A 22,950-nucleotide genomic window follows, 5' to 3' on the forward strand; every position below is an offset into this window, starting at 1 on the left:
ATGTTTGCTTTCATACTGCGCCGCCTGCTGCAGGCCGTGGCGGTGATGCTCACCGTCGCGCTGCTGGCATTCGTGCTTTTCCAATACGTCGGCGATCCCGTCACCATCATGCTGGGGCAGGACGCCACCGACGCCGAACGCATGGCACTGCGTGAACGCCTGGGCCTGAACGAGCCGGCCATCGTCCAGTTCGGCCACTTCGTGGCCAACGCCGTGCAGGGCAATTTCGGCATCTCCCTGCGCCAGAGCGAACCCGTATCCGCGCTGCTGAAGTCGCGCCTGCCGGCCACGCTGGAGCTGTCCGTCGTGGCCGCGCTGCTGGCGCTGCTGCTGGGCGTGCCGCTGGGCGTCTACACCGCGCTCAAGCGCAACAGCCTGCTGTCGCAGCTGCTGCTGGCCGGCTCGCTGCTGGGGGTGTCGCTGCCGACCTTCCTGATCGGCATCCTGCTGATCCTGGTGTTTTCCGTGCAACTGGGCTGGCTGCCCAGCTACGGGCGCGGCGATACCGTCGGCATCGGCTGGTGGACGTCGGGGCTGTTCACCGTCACGGGGTGGAAGCACCTGATCCTGCCGTCCATCACGCTGTCGCTGTTCCAGATGACGCTGGTGCTGCGGCTGGTGCGCTCCGAAATGCTGGAGGTGCTGCGTTCGGACTACATCAAGTTCGCGCGCGCCCGCGGCCTGAAGCGCCGCGCCATCCACTTCGGCCACGCGCTGAAGAACACGATGGTGCCGGTCATCACCATCACCGGCCTGCAGCTCGGCGGCATCATCGCCTTCGCCATCGTGACCGAGACGGTGTTCCAGTGGCCGGGCATGGGCCTGCTGTTCATCCAGGCGGTGCAATTCGCCGACGTGCCGGTCATGGCCGCGTACCTGTGCCTGATCGCGCTGGTGTTCGTGGTCATCAACCTGGTCGTCGATCTTCTGTATTTCGTCGTGGACCCGCGCCTGCGCTCCGGGCTGACACGCGGGGGGGCTCACTGATGCGCGCCGTACTCAAACGCTGGTGGGACAGCGACATCGCCTGGGCCTGGCGCCGGGCTCCCGTGGCCATCGCCGCCACCGTGCTGCTGGCGCTGCTGCTCGTCTGTTCCTTCGGGGCCGGCTGGGTGGCGCCGCACAACCCCTTCGACCTGACCAAGGTGGAGCTGCTGGACGCGCTGCTGCCGCCGGTCTGGGAGGCCAACGGGCAGTCCACCTATCTGCTGGGCACGGACAGCCAGGGGCGCGACCTGTTTTCGGCCATTCTGTACGGCACGCGCGTGTCGCTGCTGATCGGCCTGGCCTCGGTGCTGCTGTCCATGCTGATCGGCATCGTGCTGGGCCTGGTGTCGGGATACGCGGGCGGGCGGATCGACGCCTTCATCATGCGCGTGGCCGACGTGCAGCTGTCGTTTCCCGCCATCCTGATCGCGCTGCTGATCGACGGCGTGGCGCGCGCCGCCGTGCCGCGCGAAATGCACGAGCTGATCGCCTTTCCCGTGCTGATCGGCTCGATCGCGCTGGCGGGCTGGCCGCAATACGCGCGCACGGTGCGCGGCTCCACGCTGGTGGAGAAGAACCGCGAATACGTGCAGGCGGCGCGGGTCATCGGCGTGGCCTCGCCGGTCATCATGTTCCGCCACGTGCTGCCCAACGTGCTGGGGCCGGTGCTGGTGCTGGCCACCGTGCACCTGGCCACCGCCATCATCACCGAGGCGACGCTGTCGTTCCTGGGCGTGGGAGTGCCGCCGACGGCGCCTTCGCTGGGCACGCTGATCCGCATCGGCAATGACTTCCTGTTTTCCGGAGAGTGGTGGATCACCATTTTCCCGGGCGCGGCGCTGGTGCTGCTGGTGTTGTCCGTCAATCTGCTGGGCGACTGGCTGCGCGACGCGCTCAACCCCAAACTGAATTGAGGTGTCGCGCATGAGCGCTTTACTTGAAGTCCGCAACCTGCGGGTGGAATTTCCCACCCGCCGCGGCACGCTGCGCGCGCTGGACGACGTGTCGTTCTCCATCCAGGAAGGCGAAGTGCTGGGCGTGGTGGGCGAGTCCGGGGCCGGCAAGTCGCTGACCGGCGCGTCCATCATCGGGCTGCTGGAGCCGCCGGGGCGCGTGGCCGCGGGCGAGATCCTGCTGGCCGGCCGCCGCATCGACAACCTGCCCGACGAGCAGATGCGCCGCGTGCGCGGCCGCGAAATCGGCGCGGTGTTCCAGGACCCGCTGACCTCGCTGAATCCGCTGTACACCGTGGGCCGGCAGCTGGCCGAGACCATCGTCACGCATCTGGACATGAGCTGGTCGCAGGCGCGCAACCGCGCCGTCGAGCTGCTGGCGGCCACCGGCATTCCGGCGGCGCGCGAGCGCATCGACCACTATCCGCACCAGTTCTCGGGCGGCATGCGCCAGCGCGTGGTGATCGCGCTGGCCCTGGCGGCCGAGCCCAAGCTGGTGGTGGCCGACGAGCCGACCACGGCGCTGGACGTATCGATCCAGGCGCAGATCATCGAACTGCTCAAGCGCCTGTGCCGAGAGCACGGCACGGCGGTGATGCTGATCACGCACGACATGGGCGTGATCGCCGAAACCGCCGACCGCGTGGCGGTGATGTACGCCGGGCGCGTGGCCGAGATCGGCCCGGTGGCCGACGTCATCCACAAGCCGCGCCATCCTTACACGGCGGGGCTGATGGGCTCCATTCCCACACTGGACGCGCATGCCGACAGGCTGGTGCAGATCGACGGCAGCATGCCGCGGCTGAACGCGATTCCGCCCGGCTGCGCCTTCAATCCGCGTTGCGGGCAGCGCCTGCCGCGCTGCGAGCGCGACCGGCCCGAACTAATGCCCGCAGGCACTTCACAAGCGGCCTGCTGGCTCCATGAAAACAAAGCGGAGGTGGCGGCATGAGCACCCCCCTGGTTGAAGTCAAGGACGCGGCCCGCTGGTTCGACGTGTCGCCGCCCTGGCTGGAACGCAAGCTGGCGCGCAAGCCGCAGGTGATGCTGCGCGCCGTGGACGGCGTGTCGTTCGAGATCGCGCGCGGCGAGACCCTGGCGCTGGTGGGCGAATCGGGCTGCGGCAAGTCGACCGTGGCGCGCATGCTGGTCGGCCTGTACGAGCTGACGCGCGGCGACATCCGCTTCGACGGCCAGCCCCTGTCGCGCATGTCGGAGCCGGGCGGACGGGCGCTGCGCAAGCGCCTGCAGATGATTTTCCAGGACCCCTATGCCAGCCTGAATCCGCGCTGGCGGGTCGGACGCATCATCGCCGAGCCCATGCTGACCCATACGCGGATGACGCCCGCCGAGCGCAGCGCCCGCGTCGGCGAGCTGCTGCGGCAGGTCGGTCTGGACCCGGCGGACCAGGGACGCTATCCGCACCAGTTCTCGGGCGGCCAGCGCCAGCGCATCTCGATTGCGCGGGCGCTGGCGGTCAATCCGGAATTCCTGGTGTGCGACGAGCCGACCTCGGCGCTCGACGTGTCGGTGCAGGCCCAGGTGCTGAACCTGATGAAGGACCTGCAGCGCGAGCTGGGGCTGACCTATCTGTTCATTTCCCACAACCTGGCGGTGGTGCACCACGTGGCCGACCGGGTGGGAGTGATGTACCTGGGTCGCATGGTGGAAGTGGCGCCGCGCGACGAGCTGTTCGCGCGGCCGCGGCATCCGTACACGCGGATGCTGCTGCAGGCCATTCCCGACATCAACGGCGCGGGCAAGCCGCGCACGGCGGTGGCGGGCGAGGTGCCGAATCCGCTCAATCCGCCGTCGGGCTGCACGTTCCATCCTCGCTGTCCGCACGCCAATGACCGCTGCAAGCGCGAAGCGCCGGCCGCGCTGGCCTCGGGCGTGTCGGTGGTGGCCTGTCACGCGGTGCAGGAGGGGCGGATCACGGTGTGATCCGCGCGGGGCGTTCAGTGGCGGCGGGCGTCGCCGTCCGCTTCTTCGCCCTCGTCCTCGTCTTCGTCGTCTTCATCGTCGTCTTCGTCCGGATCTTCCGGCATGGGCTCTTCGGTGAGCGCGAACGGCAGCACGTCTTCCAGGCTGTCTGACCAGGCGGATTCTTCGCCGTCCTGGTCGAGCTTGACGAAGCGCTCGCCTTCGTTGAGCGAGATTTCGATGGCCCAGAGATACAGGCAATCGTAGCTATCGTCGTCGGACGGCGGCAGCCCGCCGCGGTTGCCCAGCAGACGCGCGCCGGGGCCGCCGAGCTGGACGTGGGTCTGCTCGTCGTCGGGCTTGGCGTTCTCGTCCACGGGCACGCCATAGGTCACCCATTCGGTGCCTTCGTCGCCCAGCACCACCTCGGCCAGCACCGGCTTGCCCAGATAGGCGCTCAGGGCGTCGGCGGTCTTGGCCAGCATGTCCAGTTCGGCGGCGTTGAAATGGGTCAGGGAAGCTGGGGGAGTGGCGGAGGCGGACATGAGAGGTTCCTGGGCGCGATGAAGCCGCGACGGCACGGCAATACGAAAGTAAACCGTATTGTCTCGCGATCGGCCCGCGCTTGCATCCGACGCTTGGCCGACGCGATTTTCCCGGGTCAGGGCAGGACGTCGCGGCGGCGCGCGCTGTCGGGCGACGTGCCGGTCAGCCGCTGGAACATGGCGATGAAGGCCGACGGCGTGCTGTAGCCCAGCTCATGCGCCACCGACTGGACCGATCTGCCCGCGTCCAGCAGGCCCAGCGCGCTCACGACCCGCAGCCGCTGGCGCCATTCGTTGAAGGACATGCCCAGGTGCTGCTGGCAGCGGCGCAGCAGCGTGCGCTCCGTGACGCCGGCGCTGGCGGCCCAGTGCGCGGCGCCGCGCTTGTCGCCCGGATGCCGCTGCAGCGCCGCCAGGATGGGCGCGAGCAGCGGGTCGCCGGTGGACGGCAGATAGCTGGCGTAGGCGCGCGCCTGGCGCGCCTGGTCGATGACGATCTGCGCCATCCGCCGGTCTTCGGGCGTATCCGGATAGGTGACCGCCCGCCGTTCGAAGTCGGCCAGAATCGCCCGCATCACCGGACTGATCTCCAGCGTGCAGGGCTGTTCGGGCAGGCCGGCGCATGCCGCCGCCGGAATGTCGATGCAGGCGTAATGCACTTCGTCCTGGTTCTGGCAGCAGTGTTCGACGTGCGGCGGTATCCAGATGGCGTACTGCGGCGGAGACAGGTAGCTGACGCCGCCTATGCCGATTTCCATGATGCCGGAGATCGCGAAATTCAGTTCCGCCCATGGCGAGGCATGGCGGCGCATGCGCGAACGGGGCGTGAAATGCAGGATGCGGCAGGCCAGCGGATAGGGCAGGTGGCCGGCAAGCTGCGGCGCGGAATCGGCGGACGGCATGTCGGAACTTCGCAGGATTTGTCTGTTTTTCATTATATACATCGGGTCAGACACGTCCTACACTTGCTCGCTCCCGCTCTGTTTCGATGTCCCCGCCATGCCCACCCCCGCCGCCGCGCACCCGCCCGCCCGTTATCTGCTGTTTCCCCTGCTGGCGGCCCTGATCTGGTCGGTCAACATGATCGTGACCAAGATGGCCGCCGGCGTGATCGCGCCCGCCGCCATCGGGTTCTACCGCTGGGCGCTGGCCGGCGTGATCCTGACCCCGTTCGCGCTGCCCGGCGTATGGGCGCAGCGCCGCCAGATCCGGCCCAACCTGCTGAAGTTCGCGGTGCTGGGCGGGCTGGGCATGGCGCTGTACCAGGGCCTGGCCTATGTGGCGGCCGCCAGCACCACGGCCACCAACATGGGCATCATCACCGCCATGATTCCGCTGATGACCATCGCCGTGGTGGCGGTGGTGCTGCGCGAGCGGCCTTCGGCGATGGCGATGCTGGGCGGCCTGCTGTCGCTGGCCGGCCTGGCGCTGCTGATCGGCGAGGGCGATCCGGCCCGCCTGCTGGCGGTGGGCGCCAATCGCGGCGACGTGCTGATGGGCATAGGCGCGCTGGCGTACGCGCTGTACGGCGTGCTGCTGCGCCGCTGGGCGCTGCCCGTGGGGCCGTGGCAGTCGCTGTACGTGCAGGTCGGCTTCGGCGTGCTGTTCCAGCTGCCGGCCTTCCTGCTGGCGCCGGCCTCGCCGCTCAACGGCGAGAACCTGCCGCTGGTGCTGTACGCCGCGCTGTTTCCGTCGCTGTTCGCGCCTTTCCTGTGGATGCAGGGCGTCAAGCACCTGGGGCCGAACCGCGCCAGTATCTTCCTGAACGTGATGCCGGTGGCCACGGTCGCCATCGCCGCGCTGTTCCTGGACGAAAAACCGCACGTGTTCCACATCGTCGGCGGCGCGATGGCGCTGGCCGGCGTGATGCTGGCGCAGATGCGCGTCGGCCGCGCGGCGCAGCAGCCCCGCGCGGCCTGACGGCGCGCGCGCCCGCGGGCCGGGGTTCCGGCCTACAATCAGCGGTTTATCAGCTATATCTCCGATACGAGCCCATGGCCCAATACGTCTACACCATGAACCGCGTCGGCAAGATCGTGCCGCCCAAGCGGCAGATCCTGCGCGACATCTCGCTTTCGTTTTTTCCTGGCGCCAAGATCGGCGTGCTGGGCCTGAACGGCTCGGGCAAGTCGACGCTGCTGAAGATCATGGCCGGCGTCGATAAGGAAATCGAGGGCGAAGCCATCCCCATGCCGGGCCTGAACATCGGCTACCTGCCGCAGGAACCGCAGCTGAACCCCGAGCACACCGTGCGCCAGGCGGTCGAGGAAGGCCTGGGCGCCGTCGTCACCGCCAAGAAGCGCCTCGACGAGGTCTATGCCGCCTATGCCGAGCCGGACGCCGATTTCGACGCGCTGGCCGCCGAACAGGCCGAGCTCGAAGCCATCATCGCCGCCGCGGCCTCCAGCGGCGCCGACGACATCGAGCACCAGATGGAAATCGCCGCCGACGCGCTGCGCCTGCCGCCCTGGGACGCCGTGATCGGCAACCTGTCGGGCGGCGAGAAGCGCCGCGTCGCGCTGTGCCGCCTGCTGCTGTCCAAGCCCGACATGCTGCTGCTGGACGAGCCCACCAACCACCTGGACGCCGAAAGCGTGGAATGGCTGGAGCAGTTCCTGCACAAGTTCCCGGGCACCGTGGTGGGCGTGACCCACGACCGCTACTTCCTGGACAACGCGGCCGAATGGATCCTCGAACTGGACCGCGGCCACGGCATTCCCTGGAAGGGCAACTACAGCTCGTGGCTGGAGCAGAAGGAAGACCGCCTCAAGCAGGAAGAGGCCTCGGAATCCGCGCGCCAGAAGACCATCAAGAAAGAACTGGAATGGGTGCGCCAGAACCCCAAGGGCCGCCAGGCCAAGGCCAAGGCGCGTCTGGCCCGCTTCGAGGAACTGTCGTCCTACGAATACCAGAAACGCAACGAAACCCAGGAAATCTTCATTCCCGTGGGCGAGCGCCTGGGCAACGAGGTCATCGAATTCAATAACGTCAGCAAGGCCTACGGCGACCGCCTGCTGATCGACAACCTCAGCTTCAAGGTGCCGCCGGGCGCCATCGTCGGCATCATCGGCGCCAACGGCGCCGGCAAGTCGACGCTGTTCCGCATGATCGCCGGCCGCGAGCAGCCGGACTCGGGCGAGGTCAAGATCGGCCAGACCGTGAAGCTGGCCTACGTGGACCAGTCGCGCGACGCGCTGGAAGACAAGAAGACCGTGTTCGACGCCGTGGCCGACGGCGCCGACCTGCTGACGGTGGGCAAGTTCGAGATGTCCTCGCGCGCCTACCTGGGCCGCTTCAACTTCAAGGGCGGCGACCAGAACAAGCTGGTGGGCCAGCTGTCCGGCGGCGAACGCGGCCGCCTGCACATGGCCAAGACGCTGATCGCCGGCGGCAACGTGCTGTTGCTGGACGAACCGTCCAACGACCTCGACGTCGAAACGCTGCGCGCGCTGGAAGACGCGTTGCTGGAGTTCCCCGGCAGCGTCATGGTGATCAGCCACGACCGCTGGTTCCTGGACCGTATCGCCACTCACATCCTGGCTTTCGAAGGCGATTCGCAAGTGGTGTTCTTCGACGGCAACTACCAGGAATACGAAGCGGACAAGAAGCGCCGCCTGGGCGAAGAGGGCGCCAAGCCCAAGCGCCTGCGGTACAAGGCCTTGAAGTAGGATGGGTGCAGCGCGAGAATCCTTAGGCAAGAACCCAGGTATCGAACGCGCGTAACCCATCAGGCGGCGCCAGCCGCCGCCTTTCGTGGCAAGAGATGAATGCCGGCTTTCGCCGGCCGATGGGTTACGCGCGCTCGATACCGGAATTCTTGTCCACGTGTCCGCGCGCTGCACCCATCCTACAATCGCAATCACGCCCGCAACCGCAACCCGGCGCCTTCCTTCAGGAGTCCAGACCATGCTGCTTTCCGCCGCCGATTCCACCTTGCTGATCGTCGACATGCAGGGACGGCTGATGCCGGTGATCCACGAAGGCCAGGCCGTGCTCGACGCCGCGCACAAGCTGGCGCAGGCCGCGCGGCTGCTGGACGTGCCGGTGGCCGCCACCGAGCATCACGCCAAGATGCTGGGCGCGACGGTCGAGCCGCTGCGCGCGCAGGTGCAGACCACTTTCCAGAAAATGCATTTCTCTTCGGCGCTCGAACCCGGTTTCGAGGCCTGGCTGCCGGCGGGACGCAAGACGGTGCTGGTGGCGGGTTGCGAGGCGCACATCTGCGTGCTGCAGACCGTGATCGGCCTGCTCGACCTGGGCTATCACGCGGCCCTGGTCAGCGATGCCGCGGGTTCGCGCAAGCCGTCCGACCATCACGCCGCGCTGCGCCGCGCGCGCGCCCACGGCGCTGAAATCGTCACGTCGGAAATGGCGATTTTCGAGTGGATGCGCACTTGCGAGCACCCGCGCTTCCGCGAGGTGTTACGTCTGGTCAAATAGCGCCGGCCGCCTGCAACACAGTCCCCGGGGGATGCAAAGATTCTCTCGCCCTTTGACACAATTCATGGGCAAACCTAACAGCCAGCGCAAGAATATTTTGCGATCCTGAAGGTTCCAAACCCGCAAGGGAACCGCGTGCTCGCGTCCTGTTTCATAGGCGCGGTCCCGGGTATGAGAATAGGAACCACACCATGAAAATCGCATCTCTCTCCAAAATCTGTGTCGCGCTGGCGATGACCGCCGCCATGGCCGGCTGCTCTTCCTGGGACGGCATGAGCCATCGCCAGAAAAGCGCCGTCGGCGGCGCTGCGTTGGGCGGCGTGGCCGGCGCCGTGATCACCAACGGCGGCGTCCTCGGTACGGTGGGCGGAGCGGCGATCGGCGGCGTGATCGGCGATCAGGTCGGCAAGCGGCGCTAAGCGCGGCCCGTCCCATGCAAAACGCCCGGCATCGCCGGGCGTTTTTTTGTGGCCGCGCAGGGGCGGTCTCAGGTTTCGTTCTGCGGCATTTCGATCTTCACCTCCAGCACTTCCAGCGTGTCCTGGCGTTCCAGGTGCACCTTGATGTCGTTGGGGTTGATCTTCACGTATTTCGAGATGACGGCGATCAGTTCCTGCTGCAGCTGCGGCAGGTAGTCGGGCGAGTCGCCGCGGCCGCGCTCGTGGGCCAGAATGATCTGCAACCGCTCCTTGGCGACGGAAGCGGAGGTCTTCTTTTGACCGAGTAGAAACGACAGGAAGGACATTGCTTACTTGCCTCCGAACAGGCGTTTCAGGAAACCGGGCTTTTCATAATCGGTAAAGCGCAGGGCCTTGTCTTCGCCAAGGTAACGGGCCACGACGTCCTTGTAGGCTTCGGAGACGTCGGAGTCTTTCAGGTGGATGGCCGGCAGGCCCTGGTTCGACGCCTGCAGCACCGATTCCGATTCGGGGATGACGCCGATCAGCTTGATGCGCAGGATGTCTTCGATATCGGTCAGCGACAGCATTTCGCCGTCGACCACGCGCTTGGGGCTGTAGCGCGTCAGCAGCAGGTATTCCTTGACCGGCTCGTCGCCCTCGACCGCGCGCTTGGACTTGGCCGACAGGATGCCCAGGATGCGGTCGGAGTCGCGCACGGACGAGACTTCCGGGTTGGTCACGACCAGCGCGTCGTCGGCGAAGTAGGCGGCCATCAGCGCGCCCGTCTCGATGCCGGCGGGCGAGTCGCAGACGATGTACTCGAAGCCCATGCCCTTGAGGTCGTTGATGACCTTTTCCACGCCTTCCTGCGTCAGCGCGTCCTTGTCGCGCGTTTGCGAGGCCGGCAGGATGAACAGGTTCTCGAGCTGCTTGTCCTTGATGAGCGCCTGGTTGAGCGTGGCTTCGCCCTGGATCACATTGACGAAGTCGTACACCACGCGGCGCTCGCAGCCCATGATCAGGTCGAGGTTGCGCAGGCCGACGTCGAAGTCGATGACCGCGGTTTTGTGGCCCCGCATCGCGAGTCCCGCAGAAAAACTGGCGCTGGTCGTGGTCTTGCCCACGCCGCCTTTGCCGGAAGTCACCACAACAATGCGTGTCATGACGATCAAACCCTTATGTTCGAATAAATCGCGTTATCGTAAAGCAAAAAGCCTTTGTAAGGCTTCTTACAGGATGTGTTGAAAGTTGCGCAGTCGCAATGCCGGCGCCGGTTCCAGGCCCGCGCGGCTCACGCCTTCAAGGCCTCGATGCGCAGCGTGTCGCCGTCCAGCCGCACCAGCGCCGGCTGGTTCTGCAGGCTGCGGTCCAGCTTGTCCTCGACCACCCGGTAGACGCCGGCCACGGCCAGCAGCTCGGCATCCAGATGCGTGGTGAAGACGCGCGCCGACGTGTCGCCGCGCGCGCCGGCCATGGCCTTGCCGCGCAGGGGGCCGTAGACGTGCACGTTGCCGTCGGCGATGACTTCGGCGCCCTGGCTCACCATGCCGATCACCACCAGGTCGGTGTGCCGCGCATAGACGCGCTGGCCGGAACGCAGGGGCCGGGTGATGACCAGCGCCGACGACGAATGCGGCACGGCGGGCGTGGGGCTGGCGGCCGCGGTGGCGCCGCTGGCTTCGCGCTCGGGCAGGGGCTCGCTGTCGGGCTTGGCCGCGGCCGGTTCGGCCGGCGCGGGCGCGGTTTCGATGGCGGCGGCCGGCACCGAAGGCACGGGCGTGGCGACGTCGTTGGGCGGCGCGGTGTCGATGACCGGGGCCGGACGGGCCGCGGGCGTGGACAGCTCCACCGGGGTCAGCCCGGCGGCGCGGGCGGCCTCCAGGTTGGCGCCTTCGGCCACGACGCCGATGGGGGGCAGGTTATGGCCCCGCAGCGCCGCCAGCAGGGCGGTCCAGTCGATGGTCTCTTCGACGCGGCTGGCGTCGATGACCACCGGTTCGTTCTCGAAGAAGCTGCCGGCGTCCGTCATGCGCTTGGCCAGGGCGGCTTCCAGGCGTTCGGGATCGGCGCTGTGCAGAACCACCCTGATCGCATACAGAGTGGCGCTTTTGAAGTCCAGGGCTAGGGATTCAGTGTTCATCTTGGTCGTGGCTGCTGGCGGTCCGGGCGTCTGAAACGGCAGGCGCGCGGCCGGCTGCGGGATGTCGGGCATGATAACCCGCCGTACGTCCCAGGGGAGTGTTTCCGCAGGGGGAGCGGGCAAGGAAAAGGCGCCTTGCGGCGCCTTTCGCGGACAGTGCGGATCCGGGGCGCCTCAGCCCTGGGCCCAGGAGTCGCGCAGGGTCACGATGCGGTTGAGCACCGGCGCCTCGGGCGTGGAATCCTTGGCGTCGGCCACGAAGTAGCCCAGGCGCTCGAACTGCCAGGTCGCGCCCGGCGAGGCCACGGTGCCCGGTTCCAGCCAGGCCGTGACGGTCTGCTTGGAATTCGGGTTCAGGCAGGTCAGGAAGTCCTTATCGCCGGCGTCGGGACGCGGGTCGGCGAACAGCCGGTCGTACAGGTGGATCTGGGCCGGCACCGCGTGGGCCGCGCTGACCCAGGTGATGTTGCCCTTGACCTTGACGCTGTCGGCGCCCGGCGTGCCGCTCTTGGTGTCGGGCAGGTACTCGGCATGGACCTCGACGACCTCGCCCGCTTCGTTCTTGACGAAGCCGGTGCAACGCACCACGTAGCCGTACTTCAGGCGCACGGTGTTGCCCGGGAACAGGCGGAAGTACTTCTTGGGCGCTTCCTCGCGGAAATCGTCGCGTTCGATCCAGAGCTCGCGCGACAGCGGGAACTCGCGCTGGCCGGCCTGCGGATCGTGCGGGTTGCGCGGCGCGGTACAGATCTCGCTCTGGCCTTCCGGATAGTTGGTGAGGACCAGCTTGATCGGGTCCAGCACCGCCACCGAACGGGCGGCCACCGGGTCCAGGTCGTCGCGCACGGCCTGTTCGAGCAGGCTGTAGTCGATGCGCGAGTCGGACTTGGAAACCGCGGTGCGGTCGCAGAACAGGCGGATCGACGACGGCGTGTAGCCGCGGCGGCGCAGGCCGAAGATAGTGGGCATGCGCGGGTCGTCCCAGCCGTCCACGTAGCCTTCGCGCACCAGCTGCAGCAGCTTGCGCTTGCTGGTGACGACGTAGCTGAGATTCAGGCGCGCGAATTCATACTGGTGCGGCAGCGGGCGGGCCAGCTTGCCCAGCTCGGCCAGGCGTTCCAGGATCCAGTCGTAGAACGGACGCTGGTCTTCGAACTCCAGCGTGCAGACGCTGTGCGTGATGCCTTCGAGCGCGTCTTCGACCGGATGCGCCCAGCTGTACATCGGATAGATGCACCACTGGTCGCCGGTGCGGTGGTGGGTGGCGTGGCGCACGCGGTACATGACCGGGTCGCGCAGGTTGATGTTGGGCGAAGCCATGTTGATCTTCGCGCGCAGCACCAGGCTGCCGTCGGGATGCTTGCCATCGCGCATTTCGCGCAGCAGGGCCAGCGATTCCGCGGCCGGGCGGTCGCGCCAGGGCGAGTTGACGCCGGGCTCGGTCAGCGTGCCGCGGTTGGCGCGGATCTCGTCGGCGCTCTGTTCGTCGACGTAGGCGTGGCCGGCCTCGATCAGCGCTTCGGCGAACTCGTACATGTAGCCGAAGTAGTCGCTCGCGAAATACAGGTTGTCGTTGCCGTCGGCCTTCCAGTCGAAGCCCAGCCAGTGCACGGCCTCGATGATGGCGTCGACGTATTCCTGGTCTTCCTTTTCGGGATTGGTGTCGTCGAAGCGCAGGTGGCAGACGCCGCCGAAGTCGCGCGCCAGCCCGAAGTTCACGCAGATGCTTTTGGCGTGGCCGATGTGCAGGTAGCCGTTGGGCTCCGGCGGAAAGCGCGTGCGGATGCGGGCCGGATCCAGGCCGCCCTGCTGTTGCTGCGCCGCCGGGCCAGGCTTGCCGGCCCAACGCTTGCCAGCGTAGCGGTTGGCGTCGAGATCGTCCTGGACGATGTTCAGCAGGAAGTTTGAGGCGGCGGGGGTCGGCGTCGTGGCGGAGGTCATTCTTGAAAGAATAGGAAAAAGCGGCGACAAAGCGTCAATTTTGCCATGTTCCGCCGCAGATCCCTTTTCAGGGCTGGCGCAACCGGTTTCAAACTGTCCCCACAGTCTTGTAACTGGCTCTACACTACGGCCCATCATGGACATATCCACCTTATCCCTGGCCCGCGCGCAGTTCGTGGCCAGCCTGAGTTTCCTGGCGCTGTTCCTGGCTGTTTCCCTGGCGCTCGCCTGGGTGCTGCTGTTTTTCAAGGTCCGGGCGCGCTGGTCCGGCCTGCCCGGCTGGACGGCCGCCTACCGCTTCTGGGTGCGCATCTTCGCGCTCGCCTTCGTGCTGACGCTGGCGGCCAGCGTGCCCGTGCTGATCCAGCTGGGCAGCCTGTGGGCCGGGCTGATGGACAAGGTCGGCAACGTGGCCGGCCCCTTGCTCGGCTACGGCATTCTTTCCGTGTTCATCCTGAAATCGTGTTTCCTGGGCGTGATGCTGTTCGGCCAGCGGCGCGTGTCCGACGGCGCCCACACGCTGGCCGTGCTGATGGTGGCGGTGGGGCAGCTGGTGGCGGTGTTCTGGGTGCTGGCCCTGCAATCCTGGATGCAGACGCCCGACGGCGCGCTGCTGGTCGACGGCCGCTACCAGGTCTACGACTGGGTGGCCGTGGTGCTGAACCCCTCGGTGGGGTGGCGCATGGCCGTGGTGGCGGTGGGCGCGGCGCTGGCCGCCTCGTTCCTGATGATGGGCGTGACCGCCTTGCAGGCGCTGCGCCGCCCGCTGGGCGACGGCGAGCGCAACGCGTTCAAGACCGCGCTGGTGGTCGCGCTGGTGGCCGCCTTCCTGCAGATCCCGGTCGCGACCGGCGCCGGCCAGCTGGTCGCCAAGCTGCAGCCGGCCAAGGCGGCCGCGGCGGCCGGCTACTGGGAAAGCGGCGCCGAGCCGGAGCTGGTGCTGTTCGGCTGGCCCGACGCCCGCAACCATCGCAACCTGGCCGACGTGACCGTGCGCAATGCGGGCGGGATGTGGCTGCACCGCAATCCTGACGGCACCTACCAGGGGCTGGACAAGTATTCGGGCATGCTGCCGCCGGTCGCGCTCACCTTCCTGTCGCTGCGCGTGGCGGCCGGGCTGGGCCTCTTGATGCTGGCCGTGGCCTGCGTGACCTTTCTGTGGACGTTCCGGCGCGGGCTGGACCTGTCCACACTGCCGCGCTGGTGGCAGCGGGTGGTGTGCGGCATGATGTTCTCGGGCGGCATCGCCGTGGTGGCGGGCTGGTGGGTGTCGGTGATCGGGCTGCAGCCCTTCGTGGTCAACGGCACCGTCACCCAATCGGAAGTGCTGGGTTCGGTTTCGTCCAACACCGTGCTGTACGGCCTGATCGGCTACGGCGTGCTGTACGCCGTGCTGCTGGCCGCATTCGCCGGCATGCTGTTCCACGCGGCGCGCTACGGCGTGGTGCCGGTGCGCAAGCTGGCCGGAGGTGCGCCATGATCGCCATGCTGGCCGCTTCGCAAGGCCTCAATCCCGACGACCCCTCGTTCTGGATGCCGCTGGCGTTCATGGCGCTGCTGTTCGTGGTGATCGCCGCGGGCATGGTGCTCGATGGCTTCGACCTGGGCGTGGGCATCCTGCTGCAGCTCGCGCCCGAGCACGAGCGCGGCCGCATGATGAGCCTGCTGAGTCCGTGGCGCGACGCCAACGAGTTCTGGCTGCTGCTGGGCATGGGGCTGTTCGCCTCGGCCTTTCCGTTCGCCTGGGGCGCGGTGCTGGGCAAGCTCTACGGGCCGCTCACCTGCATGGTGCTGGGCGTGGTGCTGCGCAGCGTGGCGTTCGAATTCCGCATCCGCGCGCGCAACGAAATGAAGCCGCGCTGGATCTTCGGCTTCTGGGCCGGCTCGCTCATCACCGCCTTCGGCCAGGGCATGCTGCTGGGCCGCATCGCCACCGGCTACCAGTCCGACGCCGGCTACGGCTGGTTCTCGGTGTTCGTGGGCCTGTGCGCGGTGGCGGCCTATATCCTGCTGGGCGCGGCCTGGCTGGTCATGCGGGTCGACGGCGACCTGCAGCGGCGCGCGGCCAACTGGGCGCGCCACGCCATCCGCTGGACGGCGGTGGGCATGGTGTCGATCGCGGTGACGCTGGGGCTGGCCAACGCCGGCATCTTCTACAAATGGAGCAACATCGCCCACCTGAGCGTGGCCGCCACGGTCTGGGTGCTGATGCTGGCCGGCTTCGTCGCGGCCGAAATGCTGCTGGCGCGGCTGCCTGGCAAGGCGGACCGTTTCAGCTGGCTGCCCTTCGTGCTGTGCGTGGCCCTGTTCCTGCTGATGCTGAGCGGCCTGGCCTACAGCCTGTTCCCCTATCTGATCCTGGACGACATGACGATCTGGGACGGCGCGGGCGCGCTGGGCTCGATGCGGCTGGTCCTGGCCGGCGCGGTCGTGGGCGTGCCGGTGGTGCTGGTGTTCAACATCCTGGCCTACCGCTCGGTGTTCGGCAAGGAACGCCCGCCAGTGCCGCTGCTGCCGCCGCCGGCGTGAGGGGTGGGGGCGGCAGTGATGCCGACTGGGATGCCGGCCGTGATGCTTGCGTAGAATGGATGCAGCGCAAGGGGATTTGGAAAAGGATGCGGGCCTCCAGCGCGCGGAACCCATCGGCCGGCGCAAGCCGGCATTTGTTTCTTGCCTCGAAAAGCGGCGGCTTGCGCCGCCTGATGGGTTACGCGCGCTCGACAGCTGAGTTCTTGCTTAAGAATTCTCGCGCTGCACCCATCCTACGGCCCCCCCGCCAACCACACCCTCATCAAACGATCGGCCTGGACACTCGCTGCAGGATTTCCTCCCCGTAGGCTTCCAGCTTGCGCGCGCCGACGCCGCTGATGTGGCTCAGCGCGTCCATGGAGTCGGGCTGGGCCAGCGCGATTTCGCGCAGCGTGGCGTCGTGAAAGATGACGTAGGCCGGCACGCCGTGGCTCTTGGCCACTTCGCCGCGCCAGGCGCGCAAGGCTTCGAAGACGGGCTGCAGTTCGGGCGGCAGGTCGATGGCGGCGGCCTTGGGGCGGCCGCTGCCGGTCTTGCCCGAGCGCGGTTTCTTTTCCGATTCGCGGCGCAGCATCAGCTGGCGCTCGCCCTTGAGCACGGCGCGGCTGCCTTCGGTCAGGGCCAGCGTGCCGTAGCCTTCGTTGTCCACGGTCAGCAGGCCCTGCGCCAGCAGCTGGCGCAGCACGCCGCGCCATGCCGTGTCGCTGAGGTCGGCGCCCACGCCGAAGACGCTCAGGGTTTCATGGCCATGCTGCCTGGTGCGGTCGGTGACCTTGCCGCGCAGGATGTCGATGATGTGGCCGGCGCCGTAGCGCTGGCCGCGTTCCTTCCATAGCCGGTAGACGGCCGACAGCACTTTCTGCGCCGCGACGGTGCCGTCCCAGGCCTGGGGCGGGTCGAGGCAGACGTCGCAGTTGCCGCAGGCCGTGATCTGCTGGCCGAAGTAGGCCAGCAGCCGCACGCGCCGGCATTCCACGGTTTCGCACAGCCCCAGCATGGCGTCGAGCTGCTGGCCCAGGCGCCGGCGGTAGGCGTCGTCGCCGGGCGATTCGTCGATCATGCGGCGCTGCTGCACCACGTCCTGCAGGCCGTAGGCCAGCCAGGCGGTGGCGGGCAGGCCGTCGCGACCGGCGCGGCCGGTTTCCTGGTAATAGCCTTCCACGGACTTGGGCAGGTCGATGTGCGCGACGAAGCGCACGTCGGGCTTGTCGATGCCCATGCCGAAGGCGATGGTGGCCACCATGACCACGCCGTCCTCGCGCAGGAAGCGCGCCTGGTTGGCCGCGCGCACCTGTGCGCTGAGCCCGGCGTGGTAGGGCATGGCGTCTATGCCCTGGTTGCACAGGAATTCGGCGGTCTCTTCCACCCGCGCGCGCGACAGGCAGTAGACCACGCCGGATTCGCCCTCGTGTTCGGTGCGGATCAGGTCCAGCAGCTGCTTGCGTACCTCGTTTTTCTCGACGATGCGGTAGCGGATGTTGGGGCGGTCGAAGCTGGCGACGAAGTGGCGCGCCTCGTCCAGCGACAGGCGCTGCGCGATTTCGCGGCGGGTGGCGTCGGTGGCGGTCGCGGTAAGCGCGATGCGCGGCACGTCGGGCCAGCGCTCGTGCAGCATCGACAGGCCCAGGTATTCCGGCCGGAAGTCGTGGCCCCATTGGGACACGCAGTGGGCCTCGTCGATGGCGAACAGCGCGATGCGGCCGCGTTCCAGCAATTGCAGGCAGCGGTCGGTCAGCAGGCGTTCGGGCGCCACGTAGAGCAGATCCAGCTCGCCGGCCAGGAAGGCCTGTTCGACCTCGCGGGCCACGCGCCATTCCTGGGTGGAGTTCAGGTAGGCGGCGCGCACGCCCAGTTCGGTCAGGGCGTCGACCTGGTCCTGCATCAGGGCGATGAGCGGCGACACCACGATGCCGGTGCCTTCGCGCACCAGCGAGGGCACCTGGTAGCAGAGCGATTTGCCGCCGCCGGTGGGCATGAGCACCAGCGCGTCGCCGCCGCCGATCACCTGATCGACAATGGCTTGCTGGTCGCCGCGGAAGGATTCGTAACCGAAAACGCGCTGCAATACGCTGAGGGCGCGCGCGTCAGACATGGGGGTAGGCCGGAAGCATCATGGCAGGGATTTTAAGCCCCAAATCCCGCGGCCCGTCGCGCCAGGGAGATTTCCGTCCGCTACCAGTTCAGCCAGGTGCCGCGCATGAAGGTGTCGACCGGCATGCTGAGGTTGGCGCGCCACTCGTAGTCGCCCGACAGGATGTCGCGGTCGGCGCCGACGGCCAGCTGGACCTTGGGCGCCACGAACATGCTGTGCGACAGCCCGACGCGCTGTTCGGCCTGGGTCGAGCCTTCGCGCAGGCCCGAATAGGTGCCGCTGAAGGTGCCCCAGCCCGAAATGGGGACGCCCGCCGACAGCGTGTTGCGGGTCTGGCCCGTGGCGGCCGCGCCGTCGGCATACATGGACAGGTCGCCGAAACCCGCGCCCACCTGTTCGGCCGTATAGCCCAGGTGGACCAGGTTGGCCACCTCCACGTTGTAGCCGAAGCGGTAGCGCCAGGCGTTGACCGCGTCGAACGAGCTTTGCGTGGCCCCGGCCTGGAAGGTGCCGTATTCGCCGGCGGCGTAGGTGGTGCCCATGCCGCGGGTGGTGAGCGAAGGCGCACTCTGCATCTGGCCTTCCAGGGTGAGGGCCGGCGTGAGGCCGTAGCGCACGCTGCCGCTGCCTGCCGAGGCCCCGTAGTCGACGGCGCCCGAGCGCGCCGCCGGGTCCATGTTGTTGAGCAGGCCCACGGACGAGGAATAGCCGAAGGCGCCTTCGGCGATGGTGGGGCCCGTCCCGGCCCAGTTCGAGATCTGCAGCCCGCCCACGGGGGCGCCGCTGCCCCAGGCCGGGGCGGCGGCGGTGACGTTGCCGACCGCGATGGAGGGGCCGGCCGTGTTGCGGTAGACCCAGTTGCGGCTGCCGCCATAGCGCAGGCCGTCCTGGCCGCTGACCGAGGCGAACCAGGGCCGGGACGGGCGCGCCACACCCGAGATCACGACCACGGGAATGTCGCCTTCCTCCAGCGCGAAGGAGTAGTCGGGCGCGGCCTCCTCGGGGGCGGTGAGGGCGCGGCAGTCGACCGCCGGCGGCCGGACGTCGCCCGACAGCTCGGCCCCGGTGCCGGGAATGCTCAGTTCCGGCGTCTGGCCGTCGCCGCCGCCGTGCACGCGGGTGTCGATGGCGGGTTCCAGGGTCTGCAGGTCGCAGGGGGAGGGGTCCAGCGGCACCGCGCGCGCGCCGATGGCGGGCGCGGGACGCACGGGGATGGTCTGGACCGGCGCCAGCGCGCCGATGCCGCGCACCCAGCCGGCCGGCGTGCCGGACGCGGGCAGCAGGGCGTCCGCCGCGCTGCCGGCCGCGGCCGGCAGCGGGCCCAGCGCGGCTGCGGCCAGGATTGCGCGCAGCAGCCAGTTTCGCCGGAAGAATGCAGGGGCGGGCATAGAAACCAGTGTAGAAAGGGAGCGCCGCGGATGCTGTGAACGTTCATGGGCTGTCCGCGGCTGGGCAGGATTTATTTTATCGCCTCGATCGGCTTCCGATAAAAGCGCCGGAAACGGCGTTCTACATCGTGCAACAGGTATATTTCAGTTGATTTCCTGCCTCTTGCGGCCCGACGCGCCGCGCCCCACTATGGCATCCATGGACAATCCCCACACCAAGCTGCTGGTCGTCGACGACGATCCGGCCCTGCGGCAGCTGCTTGCCGACTACCTGAACCGGCACGGCTACGACACGCTGCTGGCGCCCGACGCCACCGACCTGTCGGCCCGCATCACCCGTTACGCGCCCGACCTGCTGGTGCTCGACCGCATGCTGCCCGGCGGCGACGGCGCCGACGCCTGTCGCCGCCTGCGCGAACAGGGCGAGGACATCCCCGTCATCCTGCTGACCGCCCGCGACGAGGCGGTGGACCGCATCATCGGCCTGGAGGCCGGCGCCGACGATTACGTCGGCAAGCCTTTCGATCCGCGCGAACTGCTGGCCCGCATCGAGGCCGTGCTGCGCCGCAAGCGCGGCCCGTCCGCCCTGACCAAGGACGCGCCGGTCTCGTTCGGCCCGTTCCTGTTCGATCCGTCCACGCGCCAGCTCTCGCGCGACGGCACCGTGGTCAAGCTGACGGGCGGCGAGATCAACCTGCTCGAAGCGCTGGTGCGCAATGCCGGCAAGCCCTTGTCGCGCGAACGCCTGCTGGCCCTGGCGCGCGACGACGACGCCGGCGAACGCAACGACCGCGCCATCGACATCGCCATCCTGCGCCTGCGCCGCGTGATCGAGGACGATCCCAAGCAGCCGCGCTGGATCCAGACGGTCTGGGGCATCGGCTACCGGTTTTCGCCCTAGAGCCCCGTCCCGATGCGCTTTTCTCCCGGTTTCCTGATGCCGCGCTCGCTACGGGCGAGGCTGATCCTGCTGATCCTGGGCGCGGTGCTGCTGACGCAGGCGGCCACGCTGGTGACGGTGTCCTACTTCCGCCACAAGTTCATGGAAGAGGTGGCGATCGGCTACATCGTCACCACCATCCGCACGCTGCGGGCCGCCGTGTCGCAGGTGCCGGCCGACGAACGCGCCGATTTCGTGCGCACGGCCTCGCAGAACCAGTGGCGCCTGTGGTCGCGCGTGCTGCCGGCCGAAGCCAAGCTGCAGCGTTTCAACGGCCGCCGCGCCAAGCCGCCGCCCAAGCCCGCGCCCACGCCGCCCTCGCCGCCGTCGGCCGATCCGCAGCTGCACGGCCCGCCGGCGCCGCCGCCGCCCGAAGTGCGCGACGACGACCGCGAAGAACGCCGCGCGGAGCAGGAGTTCAGGCGGCGCCACAAGCCCGAGCCGGACGACATCCGCCAGGACCTGCGCGGGCTGGTGCAGCAGCTCAACGAGCGGCTCAACGACGGCACGCGCGTGGCCCTGTCGCGCGGGCCCACGCCGGAAATCTTCATTTCGCTGGCCCCCAATTCCAACACCGAGGACGTGCCGCGCCTGCGCGAGTGGCTGGTGATCCCGCTGGACCGGCTCGACCCGCCCGTGACCACGCCCTTCATCGCCGCCTGGCTGGGCGGGCTGGGCCTGCTGCTGCTCCTGGCCGTGGGTTTTTCCTGGCACATCACGCGCCCGATCACGCGGCTGGCCGACGCCGCCGACCGGCTGGCCGCGGGGCAGCCGCAGCGCGTCGACCCCTCGGGGCCGCACGAGACGCGGGTGCTGGGCGAGCGCTTCAACGCCATGCTGGACGCGCTGGCCGAATCCGATTCGGTGCGCCGCACGCTGCTGTCCGGCCTGCCGCACGACCTCAAGGGGCCGCTGTCGCGGATGTGGCTGCGCATCGAGCTGGCCGACGATTCCAAGCTCAAGGAAGGCCTGCGCGCCGACCTGCAGGACATGCAGCACATGGTCGACCAGTTCATCGGCTTCGTGCGCGGAACCGACCCGGCCGCCTACCGCTACGCCTCGATGGTGCTGGGCGACTGGCTGATCGAGCGCGTGGGCGCCTGGCAGGGGGCGGGCACCGACATCCGCCTGCGCAACGGCGCCGACGACGACGCGGCGCTGGTGGTGCAGGCCGACGCGGTGGCGCTGGGCCGGCTGCTGGACAACCTGATCGGCAACGCCCTGAACCACGGCGCGCCGCCGGTCGACGTGACGCTGAGCCGCGAAGGGCGCTACGCGGTGCTGGACGTGGCCGACCACGGGGCCGGCATCGCGCCGGAGCGCCGCCGCGAGGCGCTGCGCCCGTTCAGCCGGCTCGACGACGCGCGCACGCGCACCGGCAGCGTCGGGCTGGGCCTGGCCCTGGCCGAGGCCATCGCGCGCGCCCACGGCGGCTCGCTGGAGCTGCGCGCGGCCGATTCCGGCGGCCTGTGCGTGCGGGTGCGGCTGCCCCTGTCGGAAACCGCCTAGGGTTACGGTACGATGCATCCTGCTTCGTCCTTTGCCGTTTCCGCACCATGGCCATCCAGTCCGATTCGCTTTCCTCCCGCCCCGACGCCCCCCGTATCGTGGCGCCGCAGCCGGTATCTCCCAACGAGGAGTCGATCGAACGCGCGCTGCGGCCCAAGGCCCTGGACGAGTACGTGGGGCAGCAGCGCGCCCGCGAACAGCTCGAAATCTTCATCGCCGCCGCCAGAAAGCGCGGCGAGGCGCTGGACCACGTGCTGCTGTTCGGCCCGCCGGGCCTGGGCAAGACCACGCTGGCCCACATCATCGCCCATGAAATGGGCGTGCAGCTGCGCCAGACCTCCGGCCCGGTGCTGGAGCGCCCGGGAGACCTGGCCGCGCTGCTGACCAATCTCGAAAAGAACGACGTCCTCTTCATCGACGAGATCCACCGCCTGTCGCCCGTGGTCGAGGAAATCCTCTATCCGGCGCTGGAGGACTTCCAGATCGACATCCTGATCGGCGAAGGGCCGGCCGCGCGCAGCGTCAAGCTGGACCTGCAGCCCTTCACGCTGGTGGGCGCGACCACGCGCGCCGGCATGCTGACCAATCCGCTGCGCGACCGCTTCGGCATCGTCTCGCGGCTGGAGTTCTACGACGCCGCCGACCTGGGCCGCATCGTCACGCGCAGCGCCGGCCTGCTCAACGCCGGCATCACGCCGGAAGGCGCGGCCGAGGTGGCGCGCCGCGCCCGCGGCACGCCGCGCATCGCCAACCGGCTGCTGCGCCGCGTGCGCGACTACGCCGAGGTCAAGGCCGGCGGCATCATCGACGCGGACGTGGCCGGCCGCGCGCTGGCCATGCTGGAAGTCGACCCGCAGGGGCTGGACCTGATGGACCGCAAGCTGCTCGAAGCCATCGTCCACAAGTTCGACGGCGGCCCCGTGGGCGTGGACAGCCTGGCCGCGGCCATCGGCGAAGAGCGCGACACCATCGAGGACGTGATCGAACCCTACCTGATCCAGCACGGCTACCTGCAGCGCACGCCGCGCGGACGCACGGCCACGCTGACGACCTGGCGCCACCTGGGGCTGACCCCGCCGGCCGGCAGCGCCAGCGGATCGGGCGACCTGTTCGGCAAATAGGCCCGCCCGCGCCCGAGGGGCGGCGGCGGGTTTATCATCCT

The 22,950-nt window shown here is 68.5% G+C and carries 21 protein-coding genes; 13 read left to right on the forward strand and 8 right to left on the reverse strand.

The genetic code is table 11. The annotated features are described in order from the left end of the window. From A6B37_RS16945 to A6B37_RS16960, 4 genes are read left to right on the forward strand one after another with little or no spacing between them, the layout of a single operon-like run. Complete coding sequence (locus A6B37_RS16945) at positions 1-987, forward strand: ABC transporter permease (RefSeq protein WP_102775550.1); 987 nt, start codon at positions 1-3, stop codon at positions 985-987. Next, positions 987-1,901 carry an ABC transporter permease gene (locus A6B37_RS16950; protein ID WP_102775551.1) on the forward strand — a complete coding sequence of 305 codons (915 nt, stop codon included), beginning with the start codon at positions 987-989 and terminating at the stop codon, positions 1,899-1,901. The genes A6B37_RS16945 and A6B37_RS16950 overlap by 1 nt, the downstream gene beginning before the upstream one ends. Before the next feature lie 10 nt (positions 1,902-1,911). Further along, the gene (locus tag A6B37_RS16955) at positions 1,912-2,892 is read left to right on the forward strand and encodes an ABC transporter ATP-binding protein (RefSeq protein ID WP_111826682.1); all 981 of its coding nucleotides are present in this window, start codon (positions 1,912-1,914) and stop codon (positions 2,890-2,892) included. Further along, entirely contained in the window at positions 2,889-3,884 is a 996-nt protein-coding gene (locus tag A6B37_RS16960) for a dipeptide ABC transporter ATP-binding protein (protein WP_111826442.1), read from the forward strand. The genes A6B37_RS16955 and A6B37_RS16960 overlap by 4 nt, the downstream gene beginning before the upstream one ends. Before the next feature lie 14 nt (positions 3,885-3,898). On the opposite strand, the gene A6B37_RS16965 is transcribed toward A6B37_RS16960, so the two are convergent. Both A6B37_RS16965 and A6B37_RS16970 read right to left on the reverse strand, forming a co-directional pair. After that, entirely contained in the window at positions 3,899-4,408 is a 510-nt protein-coding gene (locus A6B37_RS16965) for a hypothetical protein (protein ID WP_102775553.1), read from the reverse strand. Between the two features lie 116 nt (positions 4,409-4,524). Then, a complete protein-coding gene (locus tag A6B37_RS16970; protein WP_102775554.1) occupies positions 4,525-5,310 on the reverse strand; it encodes a helix-turn-helix transcriptional regulator in 786 nt (261 codons plus the stop codon). Positions 5,311-5,407: 97 nt separating this feature from the next. Between A6B37_RS16970 and A6B37_RS16975 the strand changes: the two genes are divergently transcribed. From A6B37_RS16975 to A6B37_RS16990, 4 genes are all read left to right on the forward strand, one after another. Continuing rightward, positions 5,408-6,328 carry a DMT family transporter gene (locus A6B37_RS16975; protein WP_102775555.1) on the forward strand — a complete coding sequence of 307 codons (921 nt, stop codon included), beginning with the start codon at positions 5,408-5,410 and terminating at the stop codon, positions 6,326-6,328. Positions 6,329-6,402: 74 nt separating this feature from the next. Next, positions 6,403-8,076, forward strand: coding sequence for an energy-dependent translational throttle protein EttA (ettA, locus tag A6B37_RS16980; protein WP_102775556.1), 1,674 nt, complete (start codon positions 6,403-6,405; stop codon positions 8,074-8,076). A gap of 238 nt (positions 8,077-8,314) precedes the next feature. Continuing rightward, positions 8,315-8,848: an isochorismatase family protein gene (locus A6B37_RS16985; protein ID WP_102775557.1), complete on the forward strand. Its 534-nt coding sequence runs from the start codon at positions 8,315-8,317 to the stop codon at positions 8,846-8,848. Between the two features lie 191 nt (positions 8,849-9,039). Beyond that, complete coding sequence (locus A6B37_RS16990; RefSeq protein ID WP_102775558.1) at positions 9,040-9,267, forward strand: glycine zipper 2TM domain-containing protein; 228 nt, start codon at positions 9,040-9,042, stop codon at positions 9,265-9,267. A gap of 68 nt (positions 9,268-9,335) precedes the next feature. Here the strand turns inward: A6B37_RS16990 and minE are convergent, their stop codons facing one another. The 4 genes from minE to A6B37_RS17010 all read right to left on the reverse strand — a co-directional run bounded on the left by minE (position 9,336) and on the right by A6B37_RS17010 (position 13,330). Then, positions 9,336-9,593 (reverse strand): cell division topological specificity factor MinE, encoded by a 258-nt coding sequence (gene minE, locus A6B37_RS16995; protein ID WP_102775559.1) that lies wholly within the window; start codon positions 9,591-9,593, stop codon positions 9,336-9,338. Positions 9,594-9,596: 3 nt separating this feature from the next. Beyond that, on the reverse strand, positions 9,597-10,412 hold the full coding sequence (gene minD, locus A6B37_RS17000) for a septum site-determining protein MinD (RefSeq protein ID WP_102775560.1): 816 nt from the start codon (positions 10,410-10,412) through the stop codon (positions 9,597-9,599). A gap of 128 nt (positions 10,413-10,540) precedes the next feature. After that, on the reverse strand, positions 10,541-11,389 hold the full coding sequence (minC, locus tag A6B37_RS17005) for a septum site-determining protein MinC (protein ID WP_102775654.1): 849 nt from the start codon (positions 11,387-11,389) through the stop codon (positions 10,541-10,543). Positions 11,390-11,563: 174 nt separating this feature from the next. Then, on the reverse strand, positions 11,564-13,330 hold the full coding sequence (locus A6B37_RS17010; RefSeq protein ID WP_102775561.1) for a glutamine--tRNA ligase/YqeY domain fusion protein: 1,767 nt from the start codon (positions 13,328-13,330) through the stop codon (positions 11,564-11,566). Between the two features lie 136 nt (positions 13,331-13,466). Between A6B37_RS17010 and A6B37_RS17015 the strand changes: the two genes are divergently transcribed. Further along, on the forward strand, positions 13,467-14,810 hold the full coding sequence (locus A6B37_RS17015; protein ID WP_102775562.1) for a cytochrome ubiquinol oxidase subunit I: 1,344 nt from the start codon (positions 13,467-13,469) through the stop codon (positions 14,808-14,810). Further along, on the forward strand, positions 14,807-15,859 hold the full coding sequence (locus A6B37_RS17020) for a cytochrome d ubiquinol oxidase subunit II (RefSeq protein ID WP_102775563.1): 1,053 nt from the start codon (positions 14,807-14,809) through the stop codon (positions 15,857-15,859). Before A6B37_RS17015 ends, A6B37_RS17020 begins: the two co-directional genes overlap by 4 nt. A gap of 262 nt (positions 15,860-16,121) precedes the next feature. Here the strand turns inward: A6B37_RS17020 and recQ are convergent, their stop codons facing one another. Continuing rightward, the gene (gene recQ / locus A6B37_RS17025) at positions 16,122-17,951 is read right to left on the reverse strand and encodes a DNA helicase RecQ (RefSeq protein ID WP_102775564.1); all 1,830 of its coding nucleotides are present in this window, start codon (positions 17,949-17,951) and stop codon (positions 16,122-16,124) included. Between the two features lie 80 nt (positions 17,952-18,031). Continuing rightward, positions 18,032-19,339: a fimbrial protein gene (locus tag A6B37_RS17030; protein ID WP_111826443.1), complete on the reverse strand. Its 1,308-nt coding sequence runs from the start codon at positions 19,337-19,339 to the stop codon at positions 18,032-18,034. A 199-nt stretch (positions 19,340-19,538) separates the two neighbouring features. Between A6B37_RS17030 and A6B37_RS17035 the strand changes: the two genes are divergently transcribed. From A6B37_RS17035 to ruvB, 3 genes are read left to right on the forward strand one after another with little or no spacing between them, the layout of a single operon-like run. Then, positions 19,539-20,240 carry a response regulator gene (locus A6B37_RS17035; RefSeq protein ID WP_102775566.1) on the forward strand — a complete coding sequence of 234 codons (702 nt, stop codon included), beginning with the start codon at positions 19,539-19,541 and terminating at the stop codon, positions 20,238-20,240. A gap of 12 nt (positions 20,241-20,252) precedes the next feature. Beyond that, positions 20,253-21,788: a HAMP domain-containing sensor histidine kinase gene (locus A6B37_RS17040; protein WP_168202234.1), complete on the forward strand. Its 1,536-nt coding sequence runs from the start codon at positions 20,253-20,255 to the stop codon at positions 21,786-21,788. Between the two features lie 47 nt (positions 21,789-21,835). Further along, a complete protein-coding gene (gene ruvB / locus A6B37_RS17045; protein ID WP_102775567.1) occupies positions 21,836-22,909 on the forward strand; it encodes a Holliday junction branch migration DNA helicase RuvB in 1,074 nt (357 codons plus the stop codon). Positions 22,910-22,950: the final 41 nt, after the last annotated feature.

Origin of the sequence: Achromobacter sp. HZ01 (genome assembly GCF_003267925.1) — a bacterium.
In the GTDB taxonomy this organism is placed as follows: domain Bacteria; phylum Pseudomonadota; class Gammaproteobacteria; order Burkholderiales; family Burkholderiaceae_B; genus Achromobacter; species Achromobacter pulmonis_A.